At 62.0% G+C, this 23,609-nt stretch carries 19 protein-coding genes; 13 read left to right on the plus strand and 6 right to left on the minus strand.

The features are described 5' to 3' along the window. Positions 1-46: 46 nt before the first annotated feature. A complete protein-coding gene (locus Mame_RS16230) occupies positions 47-1,555 on the minus strand; it encodes an ABC transporter substrate-binding protein (protein ID WP_018064228.1) in 1,509 nt (502 codons plus the stop codon). Between the two features lie 263 nt (positions 1,556-1,818). Here Mame_RS16230 and Mame_RS16235 point away from each other — a divergent pair, with 263 nt between their 5' ends. Beyond that, positions 1,819-2,733, plus strand: coding sequence for a LysR family transcriptional regulator (locus tag Mame_RS16235; protein WP_018064229.1), 915 nt, complete (start codon positions 1,819-1,821; stop codon positions 2,731-2,733). Between the two features lie 4 nt (positions 2,734-2,737). Here the strand turns inward: Mame_RS16235 and Mame_RS16240 are convergent, their stop codons facing one another. Both Mame_RS16240 and Mame_RS16245 read right to left on the minus strand, forming a co-directional pair. Beyond that, entirely contained in the window at positions 2,738-4,276 is a 1,539-nt protein-coding gene (locus Mame_RS16240; RefSeq protein WP_018064230.1) for a sulfatase family protein, read from the minus strand. Positions 4,277-4,534: 258 nt separating this feature from the next. Then, complete coding sequence (locus Mame_RS16245) at positions 4,535-6,337, minus strand: putative bifunctional diguanylate cyclase/phosphodiesterase (RefSeq protein ID WP_210190846.1); 1,803 nt, start codon at positions 6,335-6,337, stop codon at positions 4,535-4,537. Positions 6,338-6,621: 284 nt separating this feature from the next. Here Mame_RS16245 and Mame_RS16250 point away from each other — a divergent pair, with 284 nt between their 5' ends. The 4 genes from Mame_RS16250 to Mame_RS16265 all read left to right on the plus strand — a co-directional run bounded on the left by Mame_RS16250 (position 6,622) and on the right by Mame_RS16265 (position 13,105). Further along, the gene (locus tag Mame_RS16250) at positions 6,622-7,878 is read left to right on the plus strand and encodes an efflux RND transporter periplasmic adaptor subunit (RefSeq protein WP_018064232.1); all 1,257 of its coding nucleotides are present in this window, start codon (positions 6,622-6,624) and stop codon (positions 7,876-7,878) included. After that, positions 7,879-10,947, plus strand: coding sequence for an efflux RND transporter permease subunit (locus Mame_RS16255; RefSeq protein WP_018064233.1), 3,069 nt, complete (start codon positions 7,879-7,881; stop codon positions 10,945-10,947). A gap of 98 nt (positions 10,948-11,045) precedes the next feature. Then, positions 11,046-11,774, plus strand: a complete 729-nt coding sequence (locus Mame_RS16260) for a response regulator (protein ID WP_018064234.1) — start codon at positions 11,046-11,048, stop codon at positions 11,772-11,774. Further along, positions 11,771-13,105, plus strand: coding sequence for a sensor histidine kinase (locus Mame_RS16265; protein WP_018064235.1), 1,335 nt, complete (start codon positions 11,771-11,773; stop codon positions 13,103-13,105). Before Mame_RS16260 ends, Mame_RS16265 begins: the two co-directional genes overlap by 4 nt. Here the strand turns inward: Mame_RS16265 and Mame_RS16270 are convergent, their stop codons facing one another. Next, on the minus strand, positions 13,106-13,948 hold the full coding sequence (locus Mame_RS16270) for a MipA/OmpV family protein (RefSeq protein WP_018064236.1): 843 nt from the start codon (positions 13,946-13,948) through the stop codon (positions 13,106-13,108). Between the two features lie 358 nt (positions 13,949-14,306). Between Mame_RS16270 and Mame_RS16275 the strand changes: the two genes are divergently transcribed. Continuing rightward, positions 14,307-15,035: an SDR family oxidoreductase gene (locus tag Mame_RS16275; protein ID WP_018064237.1), complete on the plus strand. Its 729-nt coding sequence runs from the start codon at positions 14,307-14,309 to the stop codon at positions 15,033-15,035. A gap of 153 nt (positions 15,036-15,188) precedes the next feature. Next, positions 15,189-15,317 (plus strand): winged helix-turn-helix domain-containing protein, encoded by a 129-nt coding sequence (locus Mame_RS16280; protein ID WP_079921004.1) that lies wholly within the window; start codon positions 15,189-15,191, stop codon positions 15,315-15,317. A gap of 42 nt (positions 15,318-15,359) precedes the next feature. On the opposite strand, the gene Mame_RS16285 is transcribed toward Mame_RS16280, so the two are convergent. Continuing rightward, a complete protein-coding gene (locus Mame_RS16285) occupies positions 15,360-16,658 on the minus strand; it encodes an NAD(P)/FAD-dependent oxidoreductase (RefSeq protein WP_018064238.1) in 1,299 nt (432 codons plus the stop codon). Beyond that, a complete protein-coding gene (locus Mame_RS16290) occupies positions 16,658-17,359 on the minus strand; it encodes an HAD-IA family hydrolase (RefSeq protein WP_026173378.1) in 702 nt (233 codons plus the stop codon). Before Mame_RS16290 ends, Mame_RS16285 begins: the two co-directional genes overlap by 1 nt. Before the next feature lie 109 nt (positions 17,360-17,468). On the opposite strand from Mame_RS16290, the gene Mame_RS16295 reads away from it, so the two are divergent. The 6 genes from Mame_RS16295 to Mame_RS16320 all read left to right on the plus strand — a co-directional run bounded on the left by Mame_RS16295 (position 17,469) and on the right by Mame_RS16320 (position 23,602). After that, complete coding sequence (locus Mame_RS16295; protein WP_018064240.1) at positions 17,469-18,407, plus strand: LysR substrate-binding domain-containing protein; 939 nt, start codon at positions 17,469-17,471, stop codon at positions 18,405-18,407. Beyond that, entirely contained in the window at positions 18,404-19,147 is a 744-nt protein-coding gene (locus Mame_RS16300; RefSeq protein ID WP_018064241.1) for a LysR substrate-binding domain-containing protein, read from the plus strand. The genes Mame_RS16295 and Mame_RS16300 overlap by 4 nt, the downstream gene beginning before the upstream one ends. Positions 19,148-19,394: 247 nt before the next feature. Continuing rightward, positions 19,395-20,900: an FAD-dependent oxidoreductase gene (locus tag Mame_RS16305; RefSeq protein WP_018064242.1), complete on the plus strand. Its 1,506-nt coding sequence runs from the start codon at positions 19,395-19,397 to the stop codon at positions 20,898-20,900. 66 nt (positions 20,901-20,966) lie between these two features. Further along, positions 20,967-21,809 carry a transporter substrate-binding domain-containing protein gene (locus tag Mame_RS16310; RefSeq protein ID WP_018064243.1) on the plus strand — a complete coding sequence of 281 codons (843 nt, stop codon included), beginning with the start codon at positions 20,967-20,969 and terminating at the stop codon, positions 21,807-21,809. Between the two features lie 240 nt (positions 21,810-22,049). Then, on the plus strand, positions 22,050-22,796 hold the full coding sequence (locus tag Mame_RS16315) for an amino acid ABC transporter permease (RefSeq protein ID WP_018064244.1): 747 nt from the start codon (positions 22,050-22,052) through the stop codon (positions 22,794-22,796). Beyond that, positions 22,793-23,602 (plus strand): amino acid ABC transporter permease, encoded by an 810-nt coding sequence (locus Mame_RS16320; RefSeq protein WP_018064245.1) that lies wholly within the window; start codon positions 22,793-22,795, stop codon positions 23,600-23,602. The genes Mame_RS16315 and Mame_RS16320 overlap by 4 nt, the downstream gene beginning before the upstream one ends. The last annotated feature ends 7 nt before the right edge of the window (positions 23,603-23,609 follow it).

The raw sequence follows: 23,609 nt of genomic DNA on the forward strand, positions 1-23,609 counted from the left end.
TGCGGACCCGCCGTCGGCGGCGGGCCCTTTTCGCCTGCTTCCAGCCTCAAAGCGCCTCGTAATCCGAAGCCACATAGTCTTTCGACGGGTCCCAGTTGGGGAAGACGAGATCGTCACGGCTGACATTCGCCCCATTTTCCTTCGCCGTCTTGAAGGCAGCATCGAGCGCCGTATTGGTGGCCGAGACAAGCCTGGTCAGTTCGCCCTTGATGTCGGTTGTCTGGCCGGTGAACAGGCCCTGAATGGTCTGGGCGGCATTCGGAGTCGGCTCCTGATAGATGCTGGCGACGGCCGCAAGCTCCGGGTTGCGCGCGAACGGGTTCGGCGAAATGCGGATGGTCTGCTCGAACATCTGCAGTGCCTTTTTCGATCGCGCCGACATCGTCGACTGTTCGACGGCTTTCGGGAAGATCGGAGGATCGGAGGAGCCAACGACATTGCCCCACGCGATCTGGCCTTCCTCCGTGCCGAGATAATGGAAAATATCGGCGGCAACGGAAGCGTTCTTGGACTTCGAATAGATGAACATCGTGTTCGACGCCGATGCCAGAGAGCCGACGATGGAGTAGCCGCCCTTTCCCGGGGTTGGCGCGATGCCGAAATCGAAATTCGGGTTCTCGCGCTCCCACTGGGGAATATTCCACGGCCCCTGGAGGATCATGCCGGCGGCGCCCTGCGGCATCATCGCGCGCGCCTGCGGCGCGTTGATGCTCATCACGCCGGGGAAGATCGAACCGTCCGCCTTCAGCGCCAGCAGAAGCTCGATGGCGCCGACGATCTCGTCGGCGTCGAAGACCACCTCGCCGGTGCGGAAATCGACGCCGTTGCCGATCGACGTATCGCCGCAGGCCAGCCCGTTGGTCTGTGCCAGCGTCCGGCAGGCATCCCACCAGCGATTGACCTGGTTGCCGCCGATGATGAAGCCGAAGGCGCGCCCGGCATTCATTTCGGTGACCTTGGCCGCCGCCGCGCGGAATGTATCCCAGGTAAACGGCGTCGCCTCCGGATCATAGCCGGCATCATTCAGGTATTTCCGGTTATAGAGCGTAAAAGCCGAACTGACGCGCGCCGACGTGTATGGCAGGCCATAGGTCTTGCCATTGAAGACATTCAGCCCCTCCAGAAAAGCGCCGGGCGGAAATCCTTGCTTCCAGGTCTCGATATCCGGGATGAAATCGTCATAGGCCTGCACCCAGCCCTCGTTGACGGCGTAGGCAGGCGGCATGTTGAGTGGCAGGTTGAAGACGTCCTGTGCGGTATTGTTGCGGATGCCGAGCGGCAGGACCTGATTGATCTCGTTCCAGGGCAGTCCGTCATAGACCACTTCGATATCGCGCGCGCTGGCGTATTCCGGGAAGAACGCCTTGTAGAAAGTCGCCTTCTGATCGCCGCTGTCGAGCCAGCGAAACGGACCGTCGGCATTGATCGGACCGATGGGGGCCGGAATATCGAATTCCTGCGCGAAAGCCCGTCCGGCGCCGGTCAGCGCCAGTGCGCCGAGTGCTGCGCTGCCAGCCAGGAACTGGCGGCGTTTCATCGTTGTCATCTGCGTCATAGTCTCCTCCCTTGGCGCAACCCGACCGGCTTTCCGGTCAGGACAGACCCGGCACCATAGGATCTACCATTGTCCGTTTACGAACGCTCTCGCATCCTCAAGCGAAAACAGTCCGCAGCCAACGTATGACGCCAACCGCAAGTCTCCTCCTGCAGGCGGCGCCGGTAAACCATTCGATGACGGTTGCGATCTGATGGATATCAATTGAAGTTATCAAAAACAAATGCCATTCTTTGCTGCAGCGATAAAGGAATTTGATACCTATGCTGGACAGAATGAGCCTGCTTTTCCGGTTCCGCACCATTGCCGAAGCGGGCAGTGTACGCAAGGCATCGGAGATCCTGAACGTGACCCAGCCCGCGCTTTCGCGGTCGCTGGCGCAACTGGAGGATTTCTACGATGCCAAGCTGCTGGAGCGCCATGCCCGCGGCGTTCGTCCGACGCCTTTCGGCACGAAACTTCTTTCAACGATATCGCGGCTTGCCCGCGACTGGGAACTCGCCGAGGCAGAGCTTGCCGGCAATGATCCTGCCGCCGAAGGACGGTTGCGCATTCATGCCGGCCCGTTGTGGTCTTCCGTCGTATTGCCGACGATAACATCGAAGCTCCATAAGCAATATCCAAATCTGACGCTTGAAATGGCGCCCAGCGTGGCCGGTTCATCCCAGGCACTGATCGACGGAATGATCGACGTTGCCTTCGGCGGGCTTTACGCGGAGAGCGAACATCCCAACCTGGAGACGCGCGCCTTTTCCAAGATCTGCGATCGCCTTGTCGCCCGCGCCGATCATCCGATCCAGCAATGCCGCGCCGATGAGTATGAAGCCGTGCATTGCTACCCCTGGATCATCTATTCCGCCGATCCGATCTACGAGGCGGAGACGCTGCACGCCGTCATGGAGCGCACCGGGCGACTGCCGCAGATCAGGGTGCGATCAAGCTCTCTTCTGGCCATTTTCCGCCTTCTGCAGGACGGCGACTATCTCTGCATCCTGCCGGATGCCGCTGCCCTCGGCATTCCCGGTCGTCCGATCCTGACCGTGCCGATCGAGCTTGGACGGCGCAATTCCGATACTGGCGCGGTCTATCGCAAGGCGATCAGCCACTATCCGCCGCTTCAGGCGTTGATGGCGTTGTGCGCGGACTATTTCGAGACCATCGACCAACGCGTCGCATAGCCCCTCATGCACCGGCAATTCGCGGCATGCGGGTGGGTTCGGATTTCATGATGCCTTGTATCATGGCATGAAGCATTCTGGCCTTGAGGTCCTGCGAAGCGGGATCATCCCAAAGATTGTCGATCTCGCCGGGATCATCCTGAAGGTCGAACAGTTCGCCGAAACGGCCCTGACGGTAAACCGTGATCTTGTAGCGCCGGTCGACATAGGTTTCGACATGCGGCATCACCGGATTGTGCCGGTTCTCGCAAAGAATGAAATCCCGCGCTTCCGGTCCGCCCTGCCAGTTCGACCATTGCGAGACGCCCTGCATTTCGCCGGGCACGGCAATGCCGGCGGCCTCCAGAAAGGTCGGCGCCAGATCGACGAGGCTCTGCATATCCTCATTGACCGCGCCGGCCGCGACCCTGCCCGGCAGCCTGACGATCATCGGAAGGCGCAGCATGTCCTCATAGTGAAACGGACCTTTGGCGATGAGGCCATGCTGACCAAGAAAGTGGCCGTGATCGGTTGTGAACACCACCAGCGTATTCTCCGCCAGGTCCATGTCATCGAGCCTGTCCAGGATGCGGCCGATCTCGGAATCGAGAAAGCTCATCATTCCGAAATAGGTGGCCTTATCCTTCCTCAGATCTTCCTCCGGATAGAGGTGGCTTTCGCAGCCATGCGCCTGATAGGGATCATGCCAGTCCCCGAAATCCGGATTTTCCTCTTGCGTCTTGCCAAAATGCGGCGGGTTGCGGTCATGCTCGCCGGGCGTGACCCGATCGATTTCCATGTCGTCCGGATCGTACATCGACGCCCAGGGCTCGCTGACGGTGTAGGGCGGATGCGGATCGTGAAAGCTCGCCCATAGAAAGAACGGCTTTCCGCTGCGGCCATGCTCGTCGAGATAGGCGATGCTGCGCTCGGCGGTCCATGTCGTATAATGCATGTCGGCGGGTAGAGACCAAGAACGGTCAAGCCGGGTATAGCTGCCCTTCTTGCCGGCGCGCGGTGCTTTCGCAGCATTTTCGCCCGAAAGCGGTTGGAAATAGTCACGCCAGTCGACAAGCCCCTTTTCCTCCATCCAGATCGCATAGTGCTGGCCTGCATGGCTTTCATCGGCGTGGTTGCGGGCAAGTTCCAGATGTTCGAACCCATACCAGGTACGGCTAAACCCCCGCCAGAAATCAAGGTCACGCAGGATCGGCTGACATTCGAGCGATTCCGACTCCGGAGTGCTTGCGAGCGGCTGAAAATGCGCTTTGCCGACCAGCGCGGTATTGTAGCCCGCGGCTATCAGGTGATCGCCGACAGTCGGGACATCCTCCGGCAGCTTGACGCCGATTGTCCAGGCCCCGTGATGCGATGGATACTGCCCGGTGATGATGCTTGCCCGTGATGGCGTGCAGACCGGCGCGGGGCAATAGGCCCGATCAAAACGCGTCCCTTCCCGGCACAAGCGGTCAAGGTTCGGTGTCTTCAGTCTTGGATCATGAACCCCAAGCGCTTTGTAGTGCTGCTGATCGGTGGTGATCAGCAAAATATTCGGCCTCGTCATAAACGCCTCCCATCCCGACGCCGCACCATAACGAAATGAGAGGCCGGGAGCTTTCGAAAGGCATATCCGCTCCATGCAACAATTTTATCGCTCGCAGGTCGGAAGTGCTCCGATCGGAGTTCCGCCAAAGCAATGACCGAACGACATTTCCAGCATGCCAGGAAAGAGCTTGTGCAAAATCTCACGATCAGTGGACAGACACAGTACCCCTCACCCGCTAAAGGTCATGTAGTTTCCACCAGTTACGACGCGCAACCACTACGTTGCCTCCTTTCCCTCATTTGCCTGCTCCGCGCGTTCGTTCACCCTTGAGAGGGGCTCCGGTCGGCCGAGGAGAAAGCCCTGAAGTTCGGGACATCCCATGTGCCTGAGGGCGATGCGCTGGCTCTCATGTTCGACCCCCGCCGCCGTGACCGACAGGTCGAGTTCCTTCCCGATCGCCAGGATCGCGCGGATGATCGCGACGGAGCGGGCGTCGGAATCCAGATTTGAAACAAAACTGCGATCGATCTTGATCCGGTCGAACGGCATGCGCTGAATGCTCGATATCGACGATGTTCCGGCGCCGAAATCATCCAGCGCCAGCAGAACGCCGATCTCCTTCAGCTGCGAAAAAGTCTGTGCGACCATCTCCGTCGCGCCGATCAGGGCCGATTCCTTGATCTCCAGTTCGAGGCGGCGGGGCGCAAGCCCGGAGACGTCAAGAGCATGCCGGACCGTTCCGGCCATGTGCCCGTCCTCAAGCTGGGTCGAAGAGACATTCACCGACACGCGCACATGGTCCGGCCACATCGCCGCGTCACGGCATGCCCTCTCCACTATCCAGGCGCCGAGCCTGCGGATAATGCCGGTTCTCTCGGCGACCGGGATAAAGACATCCGGAGAAATCTCTCCTCTTTCGGGATGCGTCCACCGGGCGAGCGCTTCATATCCGACGACCACCGAATCCATGCCGTCGCACAGGGGCTGATAGGCAAGCGATATATCGCCATGGGTGATCGCCGCGCGCAGTTCCTTTTCGACGTCCCACTCCGGCCAAACCTGCCCTTCAGGGAAGTGGTCGAAACGAAGATAACTGCCCCCGCCCGACCGCTTGACCGCATAGAGCGCCATGTCGGCATTGTTATAGAGTTCGTCCATGCCCGAAGCATCGTCCGGAAACAGCGCAATTCCGATGGATGCCGAGACGGAAACGCGCGTCTGTCCCACGAGAACCGGTTCTTCGAACGCGCGAATGAGACGCTTCGCCAGGGCGAAGGCGCCGGCCGGTTGCTGGACGCCCACCTGGACGACGCAGAATTCGTCGCCCCCGATCCGCGACACCGTGTCGCCGGACCGGACATGACCGGACAGGCGCCGGGCAACCACCCGAAGAAGCTCATCGCCGGCAACGTGACCGTATCGGTCATTCACCTGCTTGAACCCGTCAAGATCGAGAAGCAGAAGCCCCACCTTGGTCTGCGAGCGCCCGGAAGCGGCGACGGCCTCGGCAAGCGTATCCGTAAGCCGGTTCCGGTTTGAAAGACCCGTCAGCGGGTCGTGCTCGGCAAGATAAGCGGCCCGCGCCTCGGCCTCCCGGATCTTCGTGACATCCGAGAGAATGGCCAGGATGAAAGGCTCCCTGCCATCATTCGTGTCGAGTTCGACGAGCCGCTTGCGCGTCACGATGACGTGGACGTCACCTTTGGCGTCGGTGACGACCTCCTCATTCTCGTTCGGCTCACCCGTCTCGAACACCTGGTTGTCGACCTTCCAGAAGACAGCGCGCTGGTCCTCCGGTAATTGTTCGTCCAGCGAGCCGAGCAAGGCCTCCCGCGGCGTTCCGAAAAATGTGCAGGCGGCATCGTTTGCGACCACGACGCGATGACTGCGGTCCTTCATGATCACGGGCAGCGGCATGGCATTCAAAACCGCCTGGAGGTTGTCGACCGTGGCTCGGATTGTAGAACGCGAGAACATAGACAGCCTTCCGTACGCCTTAACTTCAATAAACAGGGCCTGATCTCCGTGTCCGCGGACCTGCCTGTCCGCAACAGGAGAAGACCCTTCCTGCCGCATCATAACACGAAGTCCGCCAGGGAATGAACCGCCCGGGGTGACACACATCTGCTTCGCGTAAGGCCAGACTTCAGTCGGTCATTTGGCAGGCAGGATTTGTCACGTCGACACGGGGCAATCGCCCCTTCGAGCGAATCTGACCCTCATTTCCGCATGACCATCGCCGCTTCCCGATGGCACCTTCGCAACATTTCGTAACACAACGTAGCACCCCCTGCCCGGCTGCTCTGGCAGAGCTCATGGCGGGGTCGGATGATCCGGCTCCGGTTCTCAGACAGAGATCGGCCATGACAGACAAAACGACTATTTCTTCCTCCAGCGAGCCGCATGGCGGGCGGCGGGCGCTGTTGCGCTCCCTCTTCCTGCTTCTCGCGATGATCCCGGGCTCCCTCGCCGCGGCGCAGGAGACAAGGCATGTCACGGTGGTGGCCGCGCGCGCGGGAGAGGTCGTCGGCACGGCGACCGCGACCGGCATGGTCGTCGCCCGCGATGAGGTGCCGGTCCATGCCGAGGTGGAAGGCGAGATCATCCGCGTCGTGCTGGCCGAGACGGGCGATTTCGTCGCGGCGGACGCGGCGCTTGCCGTAATCGACACGGCCGATGCCGAACTGGCGCTTGCGAAAAACGCCGTCGAACTGCGTCGGGCACGCATGCTCATCGAACAGGAACGGGCCCGGCTGGAAAAGGCAAGGGTCAGCGAGGCGGAAGCCGCAACGGAACTGACGCGCAATCGCTCGCTGGTCGCAAACGGCGCCGTATCCGAACGGGCGTTGAGCGAGCGCGAGAACGAACAGGCCCGCGCCGCCGCCGATCTGGCGCTTGCCCGCCATGCGCTCGAAGTGGCCGAAGCCGAACTGGAACTCGTGGAGCGCAGCCGCGCGGAAATCGAACGCACAGTTGAGAAGAGCACGGTCCGGGCCCCGACGGCCGGGCTTGTGCTCGCCCGCAACGCCCGCACCGGCCATACCGCATCGCTTTCCGGCGAACCGCTCTTCGTGCTGGCCGAAGACGGCGTTCTGGAACTCGAGGCCGAGGTGGCCGAAGCCGATTTTGTCCGCGTGCGCACGGGTCAGACGGCTCGCTTCCGCATTGAAGGAAACGATATGCCCCTCGTGGGTCGCGTCCGGCATCGCGCCGCACAGATCGACGCGGCGAGCCGGCTGGGCCGCGTGCGGATCGCGCTCGACGACCCGGAAGGTCTGGTCGCGGGCGCCTTTGTCAGCGGTCGTATCGACGTCGTTTCCCGCCGCGCCATCCTGCTGCCCGCCTCGGCGATCCGCTTTGCCGGAAACGGCGCCGCCATCGTCACCGTGGTGGAAGACGGCATCGTCTCGAAACGTGAAGTCACGACCGATCTGACGCAGGGCGACCTTATCGAAGTCATCGACGGCATCGCGCCCGGCGAACGGGTCGTGCTGAAAGCCGGCAGTTTCCTGAAGGACGGCGAGCGGGTGACGCCGGCGCTTTTCGAATACCGCTTGCCAAACGAACGCTCCGGCAACATCGCGCCGGACGAAGCCTCCAGACTGTCGAGGGCCGGTTAAATGAACATGTCCGCCTGGGCGATCCGCTCGCCGCTTGCCTCCATCCTGCTTTTCATCGTGCTGATGGTGATCGGCGTCTACGGCTTCATGCGCCTGCCGATCACCTATTTCCCGACCATCGACACGCCGGTCGTCAGCGTTACCGTCAGCCAGCCGGGCGTCGCGCCCGAAGAGCTTGAGACCGAAGTCACCAGGCCGGTCGAAAACGCGCTGGCGTCGCTTGCGAATGTCGAAAAGATCTCCTCGACCGTCACCAATGGCGAATCCGTCACCGAGATCGATTTCGTGCTCGGCACGGTCGATATCGACAGGGCTGTCTCGGAAGTGCGCGGCGCGGTGTCGAGGATCCGCTCCGACCTGCCGGCCGATATCGATGAACCGGTCATCGAGCGCATCGAGGAAGAGGCGCAGCCGGTCGCCATCTACGCGGTTTCAGCGACCGCCATGTCGCTCGAAGAGGTTTCCTGGTTTATCGACGATACGCTGGCGCGCGAGCTGCAATCGGTGCCAGGGCTTGCCGGCATCAGCCGGATCGGCGGCGTCGACCGCGAAATCCTCGTCGCTCTCGCGCCGGACCGGCTGCGCGCCTATGGTCTGACGGCCAACGCCGTGACGGAAAGCCTTGCAGTCAACCATGTCGATGTCTCGGGCGGCCGTAGCGCGTTCGGCGGGCGCGAACAGGTGCTTAGCACACGCGCCAGGGTGAATGATGTCGCAGACCTCGCGGCGATCGGCCTTCCCTACCATGATGGGCGGCAGGTCACGCTCGGAAACCTCGGCGATATCCGCGATCTCTACGCCGAACCCCGCAGTTTCGCCCTGCTCGGCGGGGCCGAGGTGGTCGCCTTTTCCGTCGAGCGCACCCGCGGCGCCAGCGAAACCGGCGTTGCCGACGCCGTTGCCGCAAGGATCGCCGAAATCGCGGCGACGACGCCTGGCATCACCATGACGCTGGTGGATGACGGCGTGCGCTATGCCCGCGGCAATTACGTCGCTGCCATGCACACGCTGCTGGAAGGCGCGGCGCTGGCGGTTGCCGTCATCTTCCTGTTTCTGAGGGACTGGCGGGCGACGATCATCGCCGCGCTGGCGCTGCCGCTCTCGGTGGTGCCGACCTTTTTCGTCATCGATCTTCTGGGCTTTTCGCTCAATATCCTGACGCTTCTGGCGATCACGCTGGTCACCGGCATTCTTGTCGACGATGCCATCGTGGCGATCGAGAATATCGCGCGCCACCGCGCCATGGGCAAGAAGCCCTATCAGGCGGCGCTGGAAGCCTCCGACGAAATCGGGCTCGCAATCGTCGCGATTTCCGCGACCATCATCGCCGTGTTCCTGCCGGTCGGGCTGATGAGCGGCGAAGTGGGCCTCTATTTCCGCGAGTTCGGACTGACCGTCGCCATCGCGGTATTTTTCTCGCTGCTGGTCGCCCGGCTGATTACGCCGATGCTGTCGGCCTATTTCCTGAAGGGCACAGTCCCGACGGAAGGCGAAAGCGGCGCTGTCGCGGCTGCCTATCAGCGCTTCCTGCGCCTCGTTCTTCGATATCGCTGGTTCACGGTGGGCATTGCGGTCGGTCTTTTCGGGCTTTCGGTCATGCAGCTCGGTTCGATCCCCACATCCTTCGTGCCAGAGGAAGACACCGGAAAGCTGACGCTCACCATAGAATTGCCGCCGGGCGCATCGCTTAACGAAACCCGCGCCGTCGCGGAGGATGTCAGCCGCCGTTTCGCGCATGTCGAAAATGTCGAGACGATCTTCATCCGCGGCGGATCCAGCGCCACCGGCGACCGCGACGTCCGCTTCGCATCGGTCATGTTCGACCTCGGCCCGGCCGCGGAGCGGGACACGCACATGTCTGTCATCGAAGCCGCCCTGGCGGACGAGCTTTCGGGTGCCGCCGACATCCGCTATCAGTTCCTGAATGCCAGGGGCGGCCGCGATGTTTCCTTCGTCGTCCTCAGCAATGACGGCGATGCCGCACAGGAAGCCGCCGCCGTTATCCTCGCGGCCATGGAAGCCGACCCCGCCTTCGTCAGCCCGACATCGGAGGCAACCGCCATGCGGCCGGAACTGCGCATGGATGTGCAGTCCGACAAGGCTGCATCGCTCGGCATATCGACGGCCGCAATCGCCCAGACCATCCGCATTTCAACCGTCGGAGACAGCAGCGGCAACCTGCCGCAATTCGCCGACAATGGCCGTCTCATCCCTATCCGGCTTCAGCTCGACGAACGCATTCGCAACGATATCGAAACCTTCGGCCTCATCGGCGTTCCGACAGCCGGCGGCGGGCAGGTTCCGCTCTCCAGCATCGTTCGTTTCGAACACGGCGAGACATTGTCTTCCATCGAACGGCTTGATCGCGAACGCCGCGTCAGCATCGGCGCCGATGTTGCCGAGGGTCTGACATCCGGCGAAGGGCTTTCCCGGCTTATGAGCCTGCCGGCCGTGCAGGCACTGCCGGCAAGCGTGAGCATTTCGGCGACCGGCGATTCCGATTCCGAGGGTGAGGTTATTTCAAGTTTCGGTATCGCCATGGGCGCCGGCGTCATGCTTGTGATGGTCGTTCTGGTCCTGCTGTTCGGCAGCTTCCTCTCGCCCTTTACCATCCTTGCCTCACTGCCGCTGTCGATCATCGGCGTGGTGGGAGCGCTCATGCTCACCGGAAGCTCGCTTTCCCTTCCCGCCGTCATCGGCATCCTGATGCTGATGGGGATCGTCACCAAGAACGCGATCATGCTGGTGGACTTCGCCATCGAGAAGGAACGGGCGGGCCACCCCCGGCTGGAAGCCACCATGGAAGCCTGCGCGGAGCGGGTGCGGCCGATCATCATGACCACGCTCGCCATGGTCGCGGGCATGGTTCCCTCGGCGCTGGCCCTTGGCGAAGGCGGAGAATTCCGGGCGCCGATGGCGATCACCGTCATCGGCGGGCTGATTGCATCCACCGTGCTTTCGCTCGTCGTCGTCCCGGCGCTGCATCTCATCGTCTCCGGCTTCGGTGACCGGCTCTCCGGCCTTTTTGCTCTGAGGCCCGAGCGTGACGAAGCGCCGGCGGCAGGCTGAACGGCGGCTGGACAATTGCAGCGAAACCCACAAACATGAAAAAACCGGCCGCCCGATACGGCCAGCCGGCCTCTTCCGGCCGGTTTACGGAGAAAAACTTGAACGGAAACAACAGCCACAGGTCCGCAGACATCCTGATTGTCGAGGACGATACCGAAATCGCCGATCTTCTGGCGGAAACCATCCGGCAGAACGGCATGCATGCCACGCATGTGCGCGACGGTGCGGCCATGCACGGGCTCCTGCGACGTCGGGTCTTCGATCTCGTCATTCTCGATATCATGCTGCCGGGAGAAGACGGCATCAGCCTGTGCCGGAGCATCCGCGCCGGCAACACGATACCGATCATCCTGCTGACGGCGCTTGGCGAGGAGGTCGACCGCATCGTCGGGCTGGAGGTTGGTGCCGATGACTACATCACCAAACCGTTCAGCCCGCGCGAGGTGATTGCCCGCATCCGCAGTCTGCTGCGACGGGCAGCCTACGGCGTCAAGGCCAATCATGCGCCGACGGCGCTGCGTTTCGAGGGCTGGCGGCTTGATCCGATGCGCCGTCAGCTGCACGATCCGAGCCATGCGCGGGTGTCGCTGACGACGACCGAATTCGATATCCTGATCGCCTTCTGCCAGAATCCCGGTCGCGTCATTTCGCGCGAGGAACTGCTGATGCTCACCCATTCGGGCCTTGCCGGTCCGATCGAGCGCAGCATCGACGTCCATATCAGCCGGCTGCGGCAGAAGATCGAGAAGGACCCGAAGGAGCCCCAGCTTCTCCAGACCGTGCGCCTTGGCGGCTATGTATTCACTGCGGCGGTGGAACGCGAATGAGACGGCTCAGGCGCTTTCTGCCGACCACGATCAGGGCGCAGATGGTGTTGCTCGTGATCGTGGCGATTGCCGTCGTGGTCAATGCCGGAGCATTGCTGGAACGTCTGGAGAACAGGGACTACAGCACCGACAGCGATGCCGTGGTGGCGCAGGTCGAACTGCTGGCGGCGATGATGTCAAACACACCGCCAAAACGACGGGACGCATTGCTTGAAAGCGCCAGGCAAACAGGCATGGACGTCTTCATGGCCGAGGCGGCGAATTTCCAAAACCTGGAGGACGCAGAAGAATCAGCGGGGTTCCTAAGCCTGATGCTCTCCTCGCTGTTTCAGGCCAGATATGACGACAGCCTTGCGCCCGGAACAAGGATCATTCATTTCGAGGGCCGGCCGGCGCTGCTCGCAACGGTCGGGCAGGACGGCGAAGCGCTCGTTTATATTCCGAGACCGTCGGGATTCGATATCACCTCGCGCTACACCTACTACTTTCTATCCTTCGTGACCCTTGTGACGCTGTTTTCCATTTTCGGCGTGCGGGCCATCACGGCGCCGATCCGCGACCTCTCGCGCGAACTGTCTTCGACAAAGGCCTTCCTGCACAAGGACACGCCGCTGAAGGAACAGGGCAGCCGCGAGTTCGTCGAGCTGGTTCGGGTCCTCAATGAGCTCAAGTTCCGCATCCGGGCGATGATGGAAGGCCAGACCCGCATGCTGCGCGCCGTCAGCCACGATCTGAGAACCCCGCTGACGCGCATTCGCCTGCGCAGCGAGCGGATCGAGGACGAAACCCTGCGCGGCCAGATCGTTGCGGATGTCGGCAAGGTCGACATGCTGATCAACGCAACGCTGGACTATATCCGCAATGAAAAGGACACCGAGCAACCGGAACGCACCGACCTTGTCAGCATGCTGGAAACCATCGTCGCGGACTATTCCGATCTCGGCTCTGACATTGCCTATGACGGACCGGCGCGCCTGATCTGGACCGTCAAGCCGCACGCCTTTCAGCGCGCCATCGTCAATCTCTGCGACAATGGTCTGAAATTCGGCACTGCGGTCACCGTCGCGCTCAGAAAAACGCCTTCAGGTCTCGAGATAGCGATCAGAGACAACGGCCCCGGGATCCCGGAAGATGTACGCGCGCGTGTTCTGGAACCCTTCTTCAAGCTCGATGACGCTCGCAGCGAAAGAGGTTCACCCACTGGCTTCGGGCTTGGCCTGTCAATCGTCGACAACATCGTCCGTGACCACGGCGGCACGATGTCGTTTCACGACAACGAACCGCACGGGCTCGTTGTCGTTTTGCGTTTTTCCGACGACGCTCCGGCGTGATCAGAACCGGTAGCCGAGCGAGAGCGAGACCTTCGGCTGCAGCTCTCTTTCCACGATCGGACTGTTGGCGGCATCGCCGACCAGCAGGCCAACGCCGGCGCCGGCCTGCAACAGCCAGTTCTCATCGAAGGCATAGGTCGCGGAAATGTCGAAATCGACGCGCTGCAGGCCGGCCTTGGCCTTGTATTGCGGCAGGCCGGAAGCTGCGGACTGGGCCGCGTCGACACTGAAATAGCTGTCCATGTAATTCTTGTCGGCAATCGTCGCCTCGAGACTGGTCGCGACAATGAGCCTTTCGCCCATATGCCAGCCATAACTTGTCCCGATCTTGCCAACGAGCCCTTTGCTGCCGCCGATCGTCTTGTCGATGATGCCGTAGAATTCGAAGGCATCCCACTCATAACCGGCCTTGATCCCGGCCGTGACGCCGAAATCGACATCGCCGAGACCCTTCAGCAGGTCGCCGTCTCCTTCGGAACGTCCGGGTTCGTAACCCAGTCGGGCGTCGACATTGAAGCCGCCATCCTTGTAGAGGGTCACGCCCAGGCCGCCGGGATCGAGTTGAAGCCAGTCGGCATAGCCGATCGACACGATGGGGATGGGACTGATCTTCATTTTCTTGCCGCCCTCATAGGCAGGCTCGAAACTGGCGCCACCGCCGACGATCACTTCCCAACGGGATTCGAACGCCTCCTTCTCCAGCGGCGGCGGTCCCGAAATGGCCGGCGGTGCGTCATCGCGAAAGACGAAATCCGCTGCAAGGCTTCGATGCGCGACAGCGCCCACGGAAACGAACCCCGTCAGCCCGGCTGCCGTCGCGGCGAAATGTCTGAATTTTACCATGAGTAATGAAAGCTCCGATGAAACACCAACGCACCGGAGAACCCGGCGCAACCCTGGAGGTCGGCTTCATCTTGGGCCGTGAACACGCAGCCGTGTGTTTTCTTTCGTTGCGATAGATTACGGGCGCGCCGCATATGTGGCAGCGCCGGGGCCTCATCAAGGCAGGCTGAAACAGGCATCAGGGGATTTGCGGAAACGCTGAAATGACGATGACCGCGATAATGCCGCCTCTGCAAAAGCCCGTAACATTTCGACACACATTCGAGAAATCGTCGCGACGACTATCCTCTAGTCTGGTTTCGCAACCCGACCGGATATCAACGCATTCTGTTGCCGGTCCGGCCATTGGAGACCCGTCATGAATGAAACCGGAGTCGTTCTCGTCACTGGAAATGACAATGCCATTGCCGCCTTTACCGCCGGTCTGCTAGCACGCGCGGGACATGGTGTCGCCATGCTGCTGTCGTCGTCGCGACAGGAGGCGTTCGTGAACGAGATCGGCGGCATCGGCATTGTCGGAACCACCCAGTCCTGGCGGGATATTCGGTCGCTCGCCGACATGGCTCTCGGCCGATGGGGCCGCGTCGACGCTTTGCTGAACTGCCCCTGGTCCGAAACGTTCGGCTTCAACGCCCTTCCCGGCACGGCAATCCACGAAGCCTGCCTGATGTCGATGATCCGCACCATGCGCATTGTCGTTCCAATCATGAGAAGACAGCAGGGCGGCGCGATCGTGAATATAGCCCCGCCACCCATGCCCGACTTCATGGCATCGGGCGAAGACGCCTTCGCCGACGGCCTCATGGCCTTCACCGCTCGGTTTTCGGCAGGCAATGAGGCGCACAACATCCGGATGAACAATGTCTTTCCCGGCTGGCTCGAATACCTGCCGGAAGACGAAACCATTCGCGAGGCGATCCCGCTGGGCCGTTACGGCGAAATCGACGAAGTCGCCGCCACCGTCGCCTTTCTGCTTTCCAAAGGCGCCGGCTACATCACCGGCCAGAATATTCATGTCGACGGCGGCATCTTCCAGCCTGCACAGGGCGCGCCGGAGGCCGGCTTAAACTTTATTTCCGAGGGATAGGCGGAAGCACGGAAAACCGGGTGGCATCGCCATTTCCGGCGCCAGTCCGACGATGATCGGAAAGGGTCGATGGAAGCTCGTGCACTACGTCGATTACACCGACAGACTGCTCTTTGACCTCGAGTCAGATCCGCGCGGGGTGGCGAACCTCAGATCGACGTTCTGATCCTGAGACTGCGGCGGAAGGTCGAGCCGACTCCGACCAGCCCGCGCTTCATCAAGACGGAGCGCGGCCACGGCTATGTGTTCAACGCAACGGTCGAGGCTTTGTCCAACGTGTGAGCCGGAAACGCTCCGAATTCCCAGCACCGCCACGGGGAGAGCCTAAAGACCCGCGGCATCCATCATTTCGTAGAAGAAGGTCACGCCGCGCACGCCTGCCGAGCGCAGCGGATAGAACGGCACCTTGGGAATCGAACCGCGCGCGATCAGCGCCAGTTCATGCGGCTGTTTCATCATCATGTTAGCGAGTTGATCGCCGACATAGCCCGACATCGCGACGCCGGCGCCGTTGAAACCGGCAGCATAGCCGATGCGCGGGGACAGCATGCCCGCCATCGGCAGGCCGTCGAATGAAAGCGCCACGTGACCGGACCAGCGATAGTCGATGCCGATGCCGCGCAGTTCCGGGAAGATCAGATGCATCGCCTTTTCGAGCCGGCTGAAGGCCGCCGGCGCCTCGACATGGCCGAGCGCGCCGCGCCCGCCGAAGACGATGCGCCCGTCAACCTTGCGGAACCAGCGCATCATGCGCCGGGTCTCGGTATAGCTGCGCTCGTTCTTCAAAAGCCGCGCATCGAGATCGGCGGGCAGCCGCGCGGTGGCGATCATGGCGCTGCGGAAGGGCACGATGCTGCGGGCGACCGCGCGATCAACTCCCGTCAGCCCCGAATAGGCATTGGTGGCCAAGACCGCCTGCCTCGCAACCACCCTGGCGTCCGCCGTCGAGACGACGACGCCCGAGCCGCTCTCGGCCACGTCCAGAGCCGGCGTATCGGCATAGACCTGCACACCCCGCGCGCCCGCCGCGCGCCACAATCCCTGCAGATAGGCGAGCGGCTGAATTGTGCCCGCGCCGTCCTGCAGCACGCCGCCGACAAAACTGTCGCACCCCGTCTCATCGCGCACGTCTGCCCGGTCGAGAACATGAAGGCCGCGCTCGCCCAAATTCCGCGTCAGCCACTCGGCCTCGTGGCGCGCATGTTCGAAAGCCTTGACGGAATGGGCGCATTTGAGCGCGCCGACGCGGCGAAAACCGGTGTCGGCGATGGCGTAACGCTCGATCGTCTCGATCAGGTGGGCCACGCTCGCATTGGCGATCGCGTGCATCCGGCGTGCGACATCCATCCCGTGCGCGGCGGCAAGATCGGCGAAACCGCGGCGGAACTTGGCGGAAACCACACCGCCATTGCGCCCGCTGCCGCCGAGACCGACCGAGCCGGCCTCCAGCACCACGACGCTCAGGCCCTTTTCGGCAAAGGCGAGTGCGGCATGCAGGCCGCAATAGCCCCCGCCGATGATCGCCACATCGCAGGAGACGTCGCTGCCGAGCGCGGGAAAATCCCGCGGCCGAAGCGACCTGTCCTGACGCCAGAGCGATGCCGGAAGCGAGGGCAGTTGCATTATCTGGTTCCGAATACCGCGTCGGCCAGTTCGCCGAGGCTGTGGAAATGGAAATCGGGCTTGGTGAATTTGTCCGGCACCGGCGTACCGCCATAGCCTTCCTGATCGAAGCGGCGCTCGATCCAGCACACCGAGTAACCCAGTTCACGGGCGACGCCGATATCGTGGTACTGGCTCTGCGCCACATGCAGGATCTCGTCCTGCTTGAAGCCGAAGGCGGACTGACGGCCCAGATTGTGGGAGAAGAACCGCGGATCGGGCTTGGCGCACTTTGCGTCGTCATAGGTGACCGAATCGTGGAACGGCCAGCCGAGACGATGGTCATAGGCGGTGAACGAGGTCCGGTCGCCATTGGTCATGGCAACCAGGCGGAACCTGGTCCTCAAACGGGCCAGGGCCTGGGCGGAATCGGCGAAGGCCGGCCATTCGAGAACCGAGAGCTGAAAATCACGCGCGGCGGCCTCGGTATTGACCAGGCCGAGTTCGGCCGCGACATATTTGTATACGTCGTAGAAGACCTCGCTGTTGCGGCCGTAATGCCTGAGACGCCCGTCGAGATAGGGCTTGAAGATATCGTCGTCGGACAGATTTGCCGTCGCCTCCCCGCCGATGCGACGGACGGCGTCGAGCACGCCCTTCTCGAAGTCGATGCAGGTTCCGACGATGTCGAAAGTCAAAAGCTTGAAGCGGGAGAAGTCCATTGAAAGCCCATTCTTCTGGTTGCGTTCAGTTCGGATTTTGATGGACAGTGCGGCAAGTTTGTCATTTTGGGCAATTGTGAAATTCTCCTGCATACCATAATCTGGAGTTATGACAGGACTTCGCCGAAAACTTTCCTCGCCCAGCGCGCTCTTCATTTTCGAGGCGGCGGCTCGCTATGAGAACTTCACCAGCGCGGCCAACGAGCTCAACATCACCCAGCCTGCCGTGAGCCGCGCGCTTGCCACGCTGGAAAGCCATATCGGCAGCAAGCTTTTCCTGCGCGGGAAGCCCGGCGTCCGGCTCACCGAAAACGGCAAGCTGCTCAGAAACGCCGTTATTTCGGCATTTTCCGAGATCGAACGCGCATTGAACGAAATCGAGGAGCGGCGAACGGGCAAGACACAGGTGACGCTGTCGGTCTCGACGGCCTTCACCACCCACTGGCTGATGCCGCGGATTACCCGTTTTCAGTCGACATTCCCCAATGTCGATTTGCGCTTCCAGCTCATCCCGGGCCCGGTCACCGGTGAACTTGGCGACGTCGACATCGCCATGCGCTACGGCGCGCCGGGAAAGACGCCGGGGCGCTTCGTCATGCAGGAGGCTTATGTACCTGTGTGCGCACCGGGCTATTACGACGACACGGCGCGGGAAGATGCGACGCTGATCCTCCTCGAAAGCGACATTCCGGGCGACCCGCAATGGACGCCGCTTGATTCCGGTCAGCCCTACCGCAACAAGCTGACATTTTCGGACTATTCCGTCGTGGTTCAGGCAGCGCTCGTCGGCCAGGGCGTGGCTCTGGGCTGGCTCAATATCGTCGCCCACTGGATGGGACAGGGACGCCTGGTTCCGGCCAGTTCGACCGTGATGCTGCCCGGACGCGAATGCCGGCTGCAACTGCGGCAGGAGGAAGGCCGCTCGCCCGTCGTGTCGGAGGTGGCGGACTGGCTGCTGCAGGAGCTCCACGCCGACCTTTCGGCCATCAGCGCAAGCCATCCCGAACTCGATCTCGATTCCATCATCAAGCCAGGAAACGCGGCATGAACGTCAACACGGCCATATACGAGGCTTTCCAGGTGATCATGCGGGCGGGCACCGTTTCGGGAGCCGCGAAAATCCTTGGACGCAGCCAGCCGGCCGTCAGCCGGATGATCGACAAGCTTGAGGAAAATCTCGGGGTGAAACTGTTCGAGCGGCGCAAGGGCCAGGTCGTGCCCACCCATGCGGCCCATCTTCTGCTCGACGAAGTGGAAAAGCTGTTCGTCTCGCTGTCCTCGCTCGATAATTTTGGCCGGCGTCTCGAAGAGGGTCTGGAAGGCGGCGTCGGCGCGGCCTGCCTGCCGGCGCTCGGGCTCGACTTCATGCCGGAAGTCATCGCGCGATTTTCCCGGATGCGCCCGCAAGCCCGAGTCGTGCTTCACGTGCGCATGTCGGTGAGCGTGGAGAAATGGGTGGCAACCCAACAGGTCGATTTCGGCCTGGCCGAAACGCCGTTCCTGCTGTCCGGCTTCGAAACGAAGATCTTCGCCGATTCCAACTATGTCGCGGCCCTGCCCGTCGACCATCCGCTGGCGGAGAAGGCGGTGATCCGGGCGCAGGATATGCACGGCCAGAACCTGATTGCATGGACGGCCACGGTATCGGCGCGGCGAACCTTCGACGACGTCATTCAGGGCGCCGGCATCGCGCCGCGACAGATCATCGAATGCACGATGTCCTCGCCGATGTGCAGGATGGTCCAGCGCGGACTGGGCATAGCCATCGTCGATCCGTTCACGGCCTAGACCCAGCGCCATCCGAACGTCGTTTACCGCCCGTTCCTGCCACAGATCCCGTGTCGGTTTGCGTTGTTGCAGCCGAAGACCCGCGCGCCAACGGCGCTTGCCGGAGAATTGATCGGCCAAGCCGAGCAATTGCGGGACGAAGCGCTTGCCGATATGCGCAACCAGGGCGCACTGTTATAAATTTTTCGCATATTGAAAGGCAAATTTTGCATTTTGCTTCTATTGAGCCTTCGTCTTTCATGGCTGCATGGAACAAACCGTTCAACTCCGCAGCGCGCAGGATTGCTTTGACGTCGTCGTCATCGGCGGCGGCGTCAACGGCACGGCATCGCTGAGGGAATTGAGCCGGGCGGGTTATTCCACGCTCCTTGCTGAGGCCGACGATCTGGCCTCCGGCGCCAGTGGCCGCTCCTCCCGCATGCTTCATTGCGGGCTGCGCTATTTCGAAACGGCGAACCCGGTCCGGGACTTTGTCGGCAACCCGCAACGCCTCTTCTCCGCGCTTTCGATGGCGCGCGACGCCATGGAAGCGCGACGCGAGCTTGCGCTCGACGATGAGGTCGACACGCGCGCGATCGAACTTTCCTTCCCGGCATGGACCGACGGCCCCTTTCCCCGCTGGCAGATCAGCGCGGGCCTGCGCCTTCTCGGCCTGATCGGCCCGAAGGAGCCGCCGCTCGACCGCCATGTCCGAAACGCCGGAGAGACCCGAAACCACCCCATCGGCCGACATCTCCGCGACCCGGACAAACTCACCGGCATGGTCAGCTTCCGCGAATATCTCTTCGGCGCGCCGGAGCGGCTGTGCGTCGACAATGCGCTCGATGCCGAGGCGCACGGCGCCGAACTGTGTTTGCAGACCCGCGCGGAAATCCTCGGCAAGGATACCGACGGCCTCTGGCGCATCGCGCTGGAGAGCCGGAAGGATGGCAGGGACCGCGAAGTGCGCGCCCGCAGTATTCTCAACATGGCCGGCACCTGGTCCGACGCGGTCGGCGATTTCGGCAAGCGCCTGATCTGCGGCACCAAGGGCGCCCATATCATCATCCGCCTGCCGGATGGGTTTGCGGATCGCGGCATCGCCACCCTGCATCGCGGCGGGCATCCCTTCTACGGCCTGCCGCTGGGCGATGACCGGTTCTATTTCGGCCCCACAGAAACGCTTTTTGAAGGCGACGCCCGCGATATCCAGGCAGATAACGAGGATATCGAATTCCTGCTGGGCGAAGCCGGACATCTCTTGCCCGGCCTCGATCTGAAACGCGGCGATATCGAACAATGCTGGGCCGGCGTCCGCCCGCTGACCAGCGATCCGCGCTACCCGATGGGCGCTCGCGCCCGCACCATCCACGATCTCGGCCCCCAAGGGTTCGAGAACGTGCTCGCCATGACGGGCGGCCCCGTGATGAGCCATCGCAGCGCCGGCCGGCTGATGCTCGAACAGGTAAGAGCGCGTATCGGCGCGCCGCGCGATGCAACCCTTTCGGCGCGCAAGGCGGAAGCCCCGACGAAAACGCGCGTCGATCCGATCATTGAGGCGGTAACGCGCGAACATGCCTTCGACCTGAATGGCGTTCTGTCGAAACGCACCGGCGCGACATGGAAATCGCTTGTCGGTCATGATGCCGCCATGCAGACGGCACAGGAAATCGCCCCTCATTTGTCCTGGGACGCAACCAGGACGGACAATGAGGTCTTTCAGTTTCTCGCCCGCCAGGCGAAGGAATTCGGCGTCCCAGCGGCGCCGGAGTAAATCCGGAAGATACCGGAAGTGTAGAATGTCCACAAACCACGATAAAACAACCAGAGGAGTTCGAAAATGACAAAACTGGCTATCATCGCAGGCACCATCGCGGTTCTCGCCGCATCCGCCAGCGCAAGCTTTTCCCAGGACGTGCAGAACGACCGCTTCAAGGAAGTGCTCGATCGCGGCACGCTGCGGGTCGGCGTTCAGGGCGCCTTCAAACCCTGGGCCTTCCGGGCGCCCGATGGCTCGCTGCAGGGCATCGAGGTCGATCTCGCCCAGACCGTCGCCGACCACATGGGCGTCGCGCTCGAACCCGTCGTGATCACCTCCGCAAACCGGATGGAGTTTCTCCAGCAGGGCAAGGTCGATCTCTTGATCGGCGCCATGTCGGACCGTCCCGACCGTCGCAAGATCGTCGGCATTGTCGAACCGGCCTACTGGACGTCCGGCCCGACCCTGATGGCCAAGGAAGGCGTGATTTCCTCCTGGGACGATATCAAGGGCAAGCCGGTCTGCGGCAAGCAGGGCGTGTTCTACAACAAGATCGCCGAGACGGAGTTCGGCGCAAAGGTGATCGCCTTCGCCGGCAACACCGAAGCCAAGCAGGCGCTCCGCTCCGGCAAGTGCGTGGCCTGGGTCTATGACGATACCTCGATTTCCGCCGACCTCGCCAGCGGCGAATGGGAGCGTTACGAAATGCCGGTCGACACCGTCTTCTCCAACCCCTGGGGCGCGGCCGTTCCGCTTGAGGAAATGGATGGCATCTGGGGGACCTTCATGGCCGGCATGGCCTATAACTGGCACAAGGACGGCACCCTGATCGAGCTCGAGAAGAAGTGGAATGTCAAGCCGTCGCCGTGGATTCAGAAGATGCACGACGAACTGCAATACGACGACAGCTACCTGGAAAACTAGCGCATCGGCCCGGAAATCGGACTCGATTTTCGGAAAGCACGATGCGTAGATTCAATAGGTTAGAGCGTCCCTTGTGCATCCGAATGGATGCACGGCGCTCCAGGAGGCATCGCCGCCGGAGCATCAGGCGATGCGGTCAAGTCGCCCGATGGTCCCGGCAAGCATGCTACTCGAGACAAACCATCGGCCCCGTCGGGCGGCCGGCCAGTCGTAACCCGGTAAGACAGGAGAATGTCCTCCTTGCTAGAGATAATCGCACCGTTTTTTGAACGGCTGAACGAGACGGCAGGCATCAATTTCTCGCCGTTCCATGACCCCTATGACTGGTCGCGTTTCGTCGAGGGCATGTGGATTTCGGTCAAGCTGATCTCGGCCATCATCGCCTTGTCGCTTGTCATCGGCGTCCTTGGCGCTGGCGCCCAAACCTCGAAATCGAGACTTCTGCGCATCGTCGTCGCGGCCTATATCGAGGTTTTCCGCAATACGCCGCCCATCGTGCAACTTCTGTTTTTCTATTTCGGCCTCGGCGCGATTACGCCGCAGGTCGACATGGGCGGATGGTACGAGCCGATCATCGGCGCATTTGGCTGGGCGGTGATCGCCATCGGCATTTTCGGCGGCGCCTACAATGTCGAGATCTTCCGATCGGGCGTCGAGGCGGTCCCGCACCACACCAAGGAAGCGGCTGAAGCGCTGGGCTTCTCCGACCTCAAGATCTTCATCTACATCACCCTGCCGCTCGCCTTCCGTTTCTGTCTGCCGGCGCTCACCAACAACATCATCAGTCTCGCCAAGACCTCCTCGCTTGCCTATGTGATCGCGGTTCCCGAAATCACCTATTCGCTCGCCAATATCTGGTCCGACAGCCTCAATGTCTCCGAGATGATGGTCCTGCTGTTTGTGTTCTACATCCTGCTCGTCGCCGTCATCGCGCAGATCATGTCGTTTCTCGAACGCAAGCTTGCGCTGAAAGGATACGGCCAATGATGTCCTATTCGGTTGCCAGACTGACCTGGCGCGCGCCCGCAATCGTCGGCGGCCTCTGCATCGCCGCCACCCTCGCCACGACATTCACCGCAGAAGCGCAGGATGCCGGTTCCGGCCAGATGTCGGCCTTTGCAGCACTCGTCACGTGGATGCCCTTCATCCTCAAGGGCTTTCTTCTCAACCTCTTGATGAGCGTGCTGGCCATGGCGCTTGCGACCGTGACCGGACTGTTCCTCGGCTTCATGCAGATCAGCCCCAGCGCATTCATCCGCCTGCCGGCCAAGTTCGTGACCCATCTTTTCCGCAATTCGCCGTGGCTGGTGATCCTGTTCGCGATCATGCTTCTCGTTCCGTTCCAGGTCACGCTGCCGGGCGGCGAGAAGGTTCTCATCCCCGACTGGGTGAAGGCAACGATCGGCTTCGCCCTTCCGGTGATGGCGAACATCGCCGAAATCCTGCGCGGCGCGATTGCCTCCATCCCCTCCGGCCAGTGGGAAAGCGCCGAAAGCCTGGCCTTCACGCGCGGCCAGACGCTGCGTCACATCATCCTGCCGCAATGCGTTCGCCGCATGCTGCCGCCCTGGATGAACTGGTACGCCCTGTTGACGCTAATGACGCCGATGGCCGCGATCCTCGGCGTCAGCGAGGCGCTCGGCAATACCCAGGCCGCCATGGAAGCCGCCGGTTCGCGGCCGGAATTCCTGATCCCGTTCTATCTGTTCCTGATGACGATCTTCTTTGTGTTCATCTATCCGCTTTCCATCTACACGCGCCGGCTCGAGCGCCGCTTCTCCGCCGGAGCCTGACAAGGGA

The sequence above is a fragment of the Martelella mediterranea DSM 17316 genome (assembly GCF_002043005.1).
Lineage (GTDB): Bacteria > Pseudomonadota > Alphaproteobacteria > Rhizobiales > Rhizobiaceae > Martelella > Martelella mediterranea.

Bases quoted from the DNA above. Each gene is read 5' to 3' on its own strand.
- Mame_RS16230 (WP_018064228.1), bottom strand. From the start codon at position 1,555: ATGACGCAGATGACAACGATGAAACGCCGCCAGTTCCTGGCTGGCAGC.
- Mame_RS16235 (WP_018064229.1), top strand. From the start codon at position 1,819: ATGCTGGACAGAATGAGCCTGCTTTTCCGGTTCCGCACCATTGCCGAA.
- Mame_RS16240 (WP_018064230.1), bottom strand. From the start codon at position 4,276: ATGACGAGGCCGAATATTTTGCTGATCACCACCGATCAGCAGCACTAC.
- Mame_RS16245 (WP_210190846.1), bottom strand. From the start codon at position 6,337: ATGATGCGGCAGGAAGGGTCTTCTCCTGTTGCGGACAGGCAGGTCCGC.
- Mame_RS16250 (WP_018064232.1), top strand. From the start codon at position 6,622: ATGACAGACAAAACGACTATTTCTTCCTCCAGCGAGCCGCATGGCGGG.
- Mame_RS16255 (WP_018064233.1), top strand. From the start codon at position 7,879: ATGAACATGTCCGCCTGGGCGATCCGCTCGCCGCTTGCCTCCATCCTG.
- Mame_RS16265 (WP_018064235.1), top strand. From the start codon at position 11,771: ATGAGACGGCTCAGGCGCTTTCTGCCGACCACGATCAGGGCGCAGATG.
- Mame_RS16270 (WP_018064236.1), bottom strand. From the start codon at position 13,948: ATGGTAAAATTCAGACATTTCGCCGCGACGGCAGCCGGGCTGACGGGG.
- Mame_RS16275 (WP_018064237.1), top strand. From the start codon at position 14,307: ATGAATGAAACCGGAGTCGTTCTCGTCACTGGAAATGACAATGCCATT.
- Mame_RS16285 (WP_018064238.1), bottom strand. From the start codon at position 16,658: ATGCAACTGCCCTCGCTTCCGGCATCGCTCTGGCGTCAGGACAGGTCG.
- Mame_RS16290 (WP_026173378.1), bottom strand. From the start codon at position 17,359: ATGGACTTCTCCCGCTTCAAGCTTTTGACTTTCGACATCGTCGGAACC.
- Mame_RS16295 (WP_018064240.1), top strand. From the start codon at position 17,469: ATGACAGGACTTCGCCGAAAACTTTCCTCGCCCAGCGCGCTCTTCATT.
- Mame_RS16300 (WP_018064241.1), top strand. From the start codon at position 18,404: ATGAACGTCAACACGGCCATATACGAGGCTTTCCAGGTGATCATGCGG.
- Mame_RS16305 (WP_018064242.1), top strand. From the start codon at position 19,395: ATGGAACAAACCGTTCAACTCCGCAGCGCGCAGGATTGCTTTGACGTC.
- Mame_RS16310 (WP_018064243.1), top strand. From the start codon at position 20,967: ATGACAAAACTGGCTATCATCGCAGGCACCATCGCGGTTCTCGCCGCA.
- Mame_RS16320 (WP_018064245.1), top strand. From the start codon at position 22,793: ATGATGTCCTATTCGGTTGCCAGACTGACCTGGCGCGCGCCCGCAATC.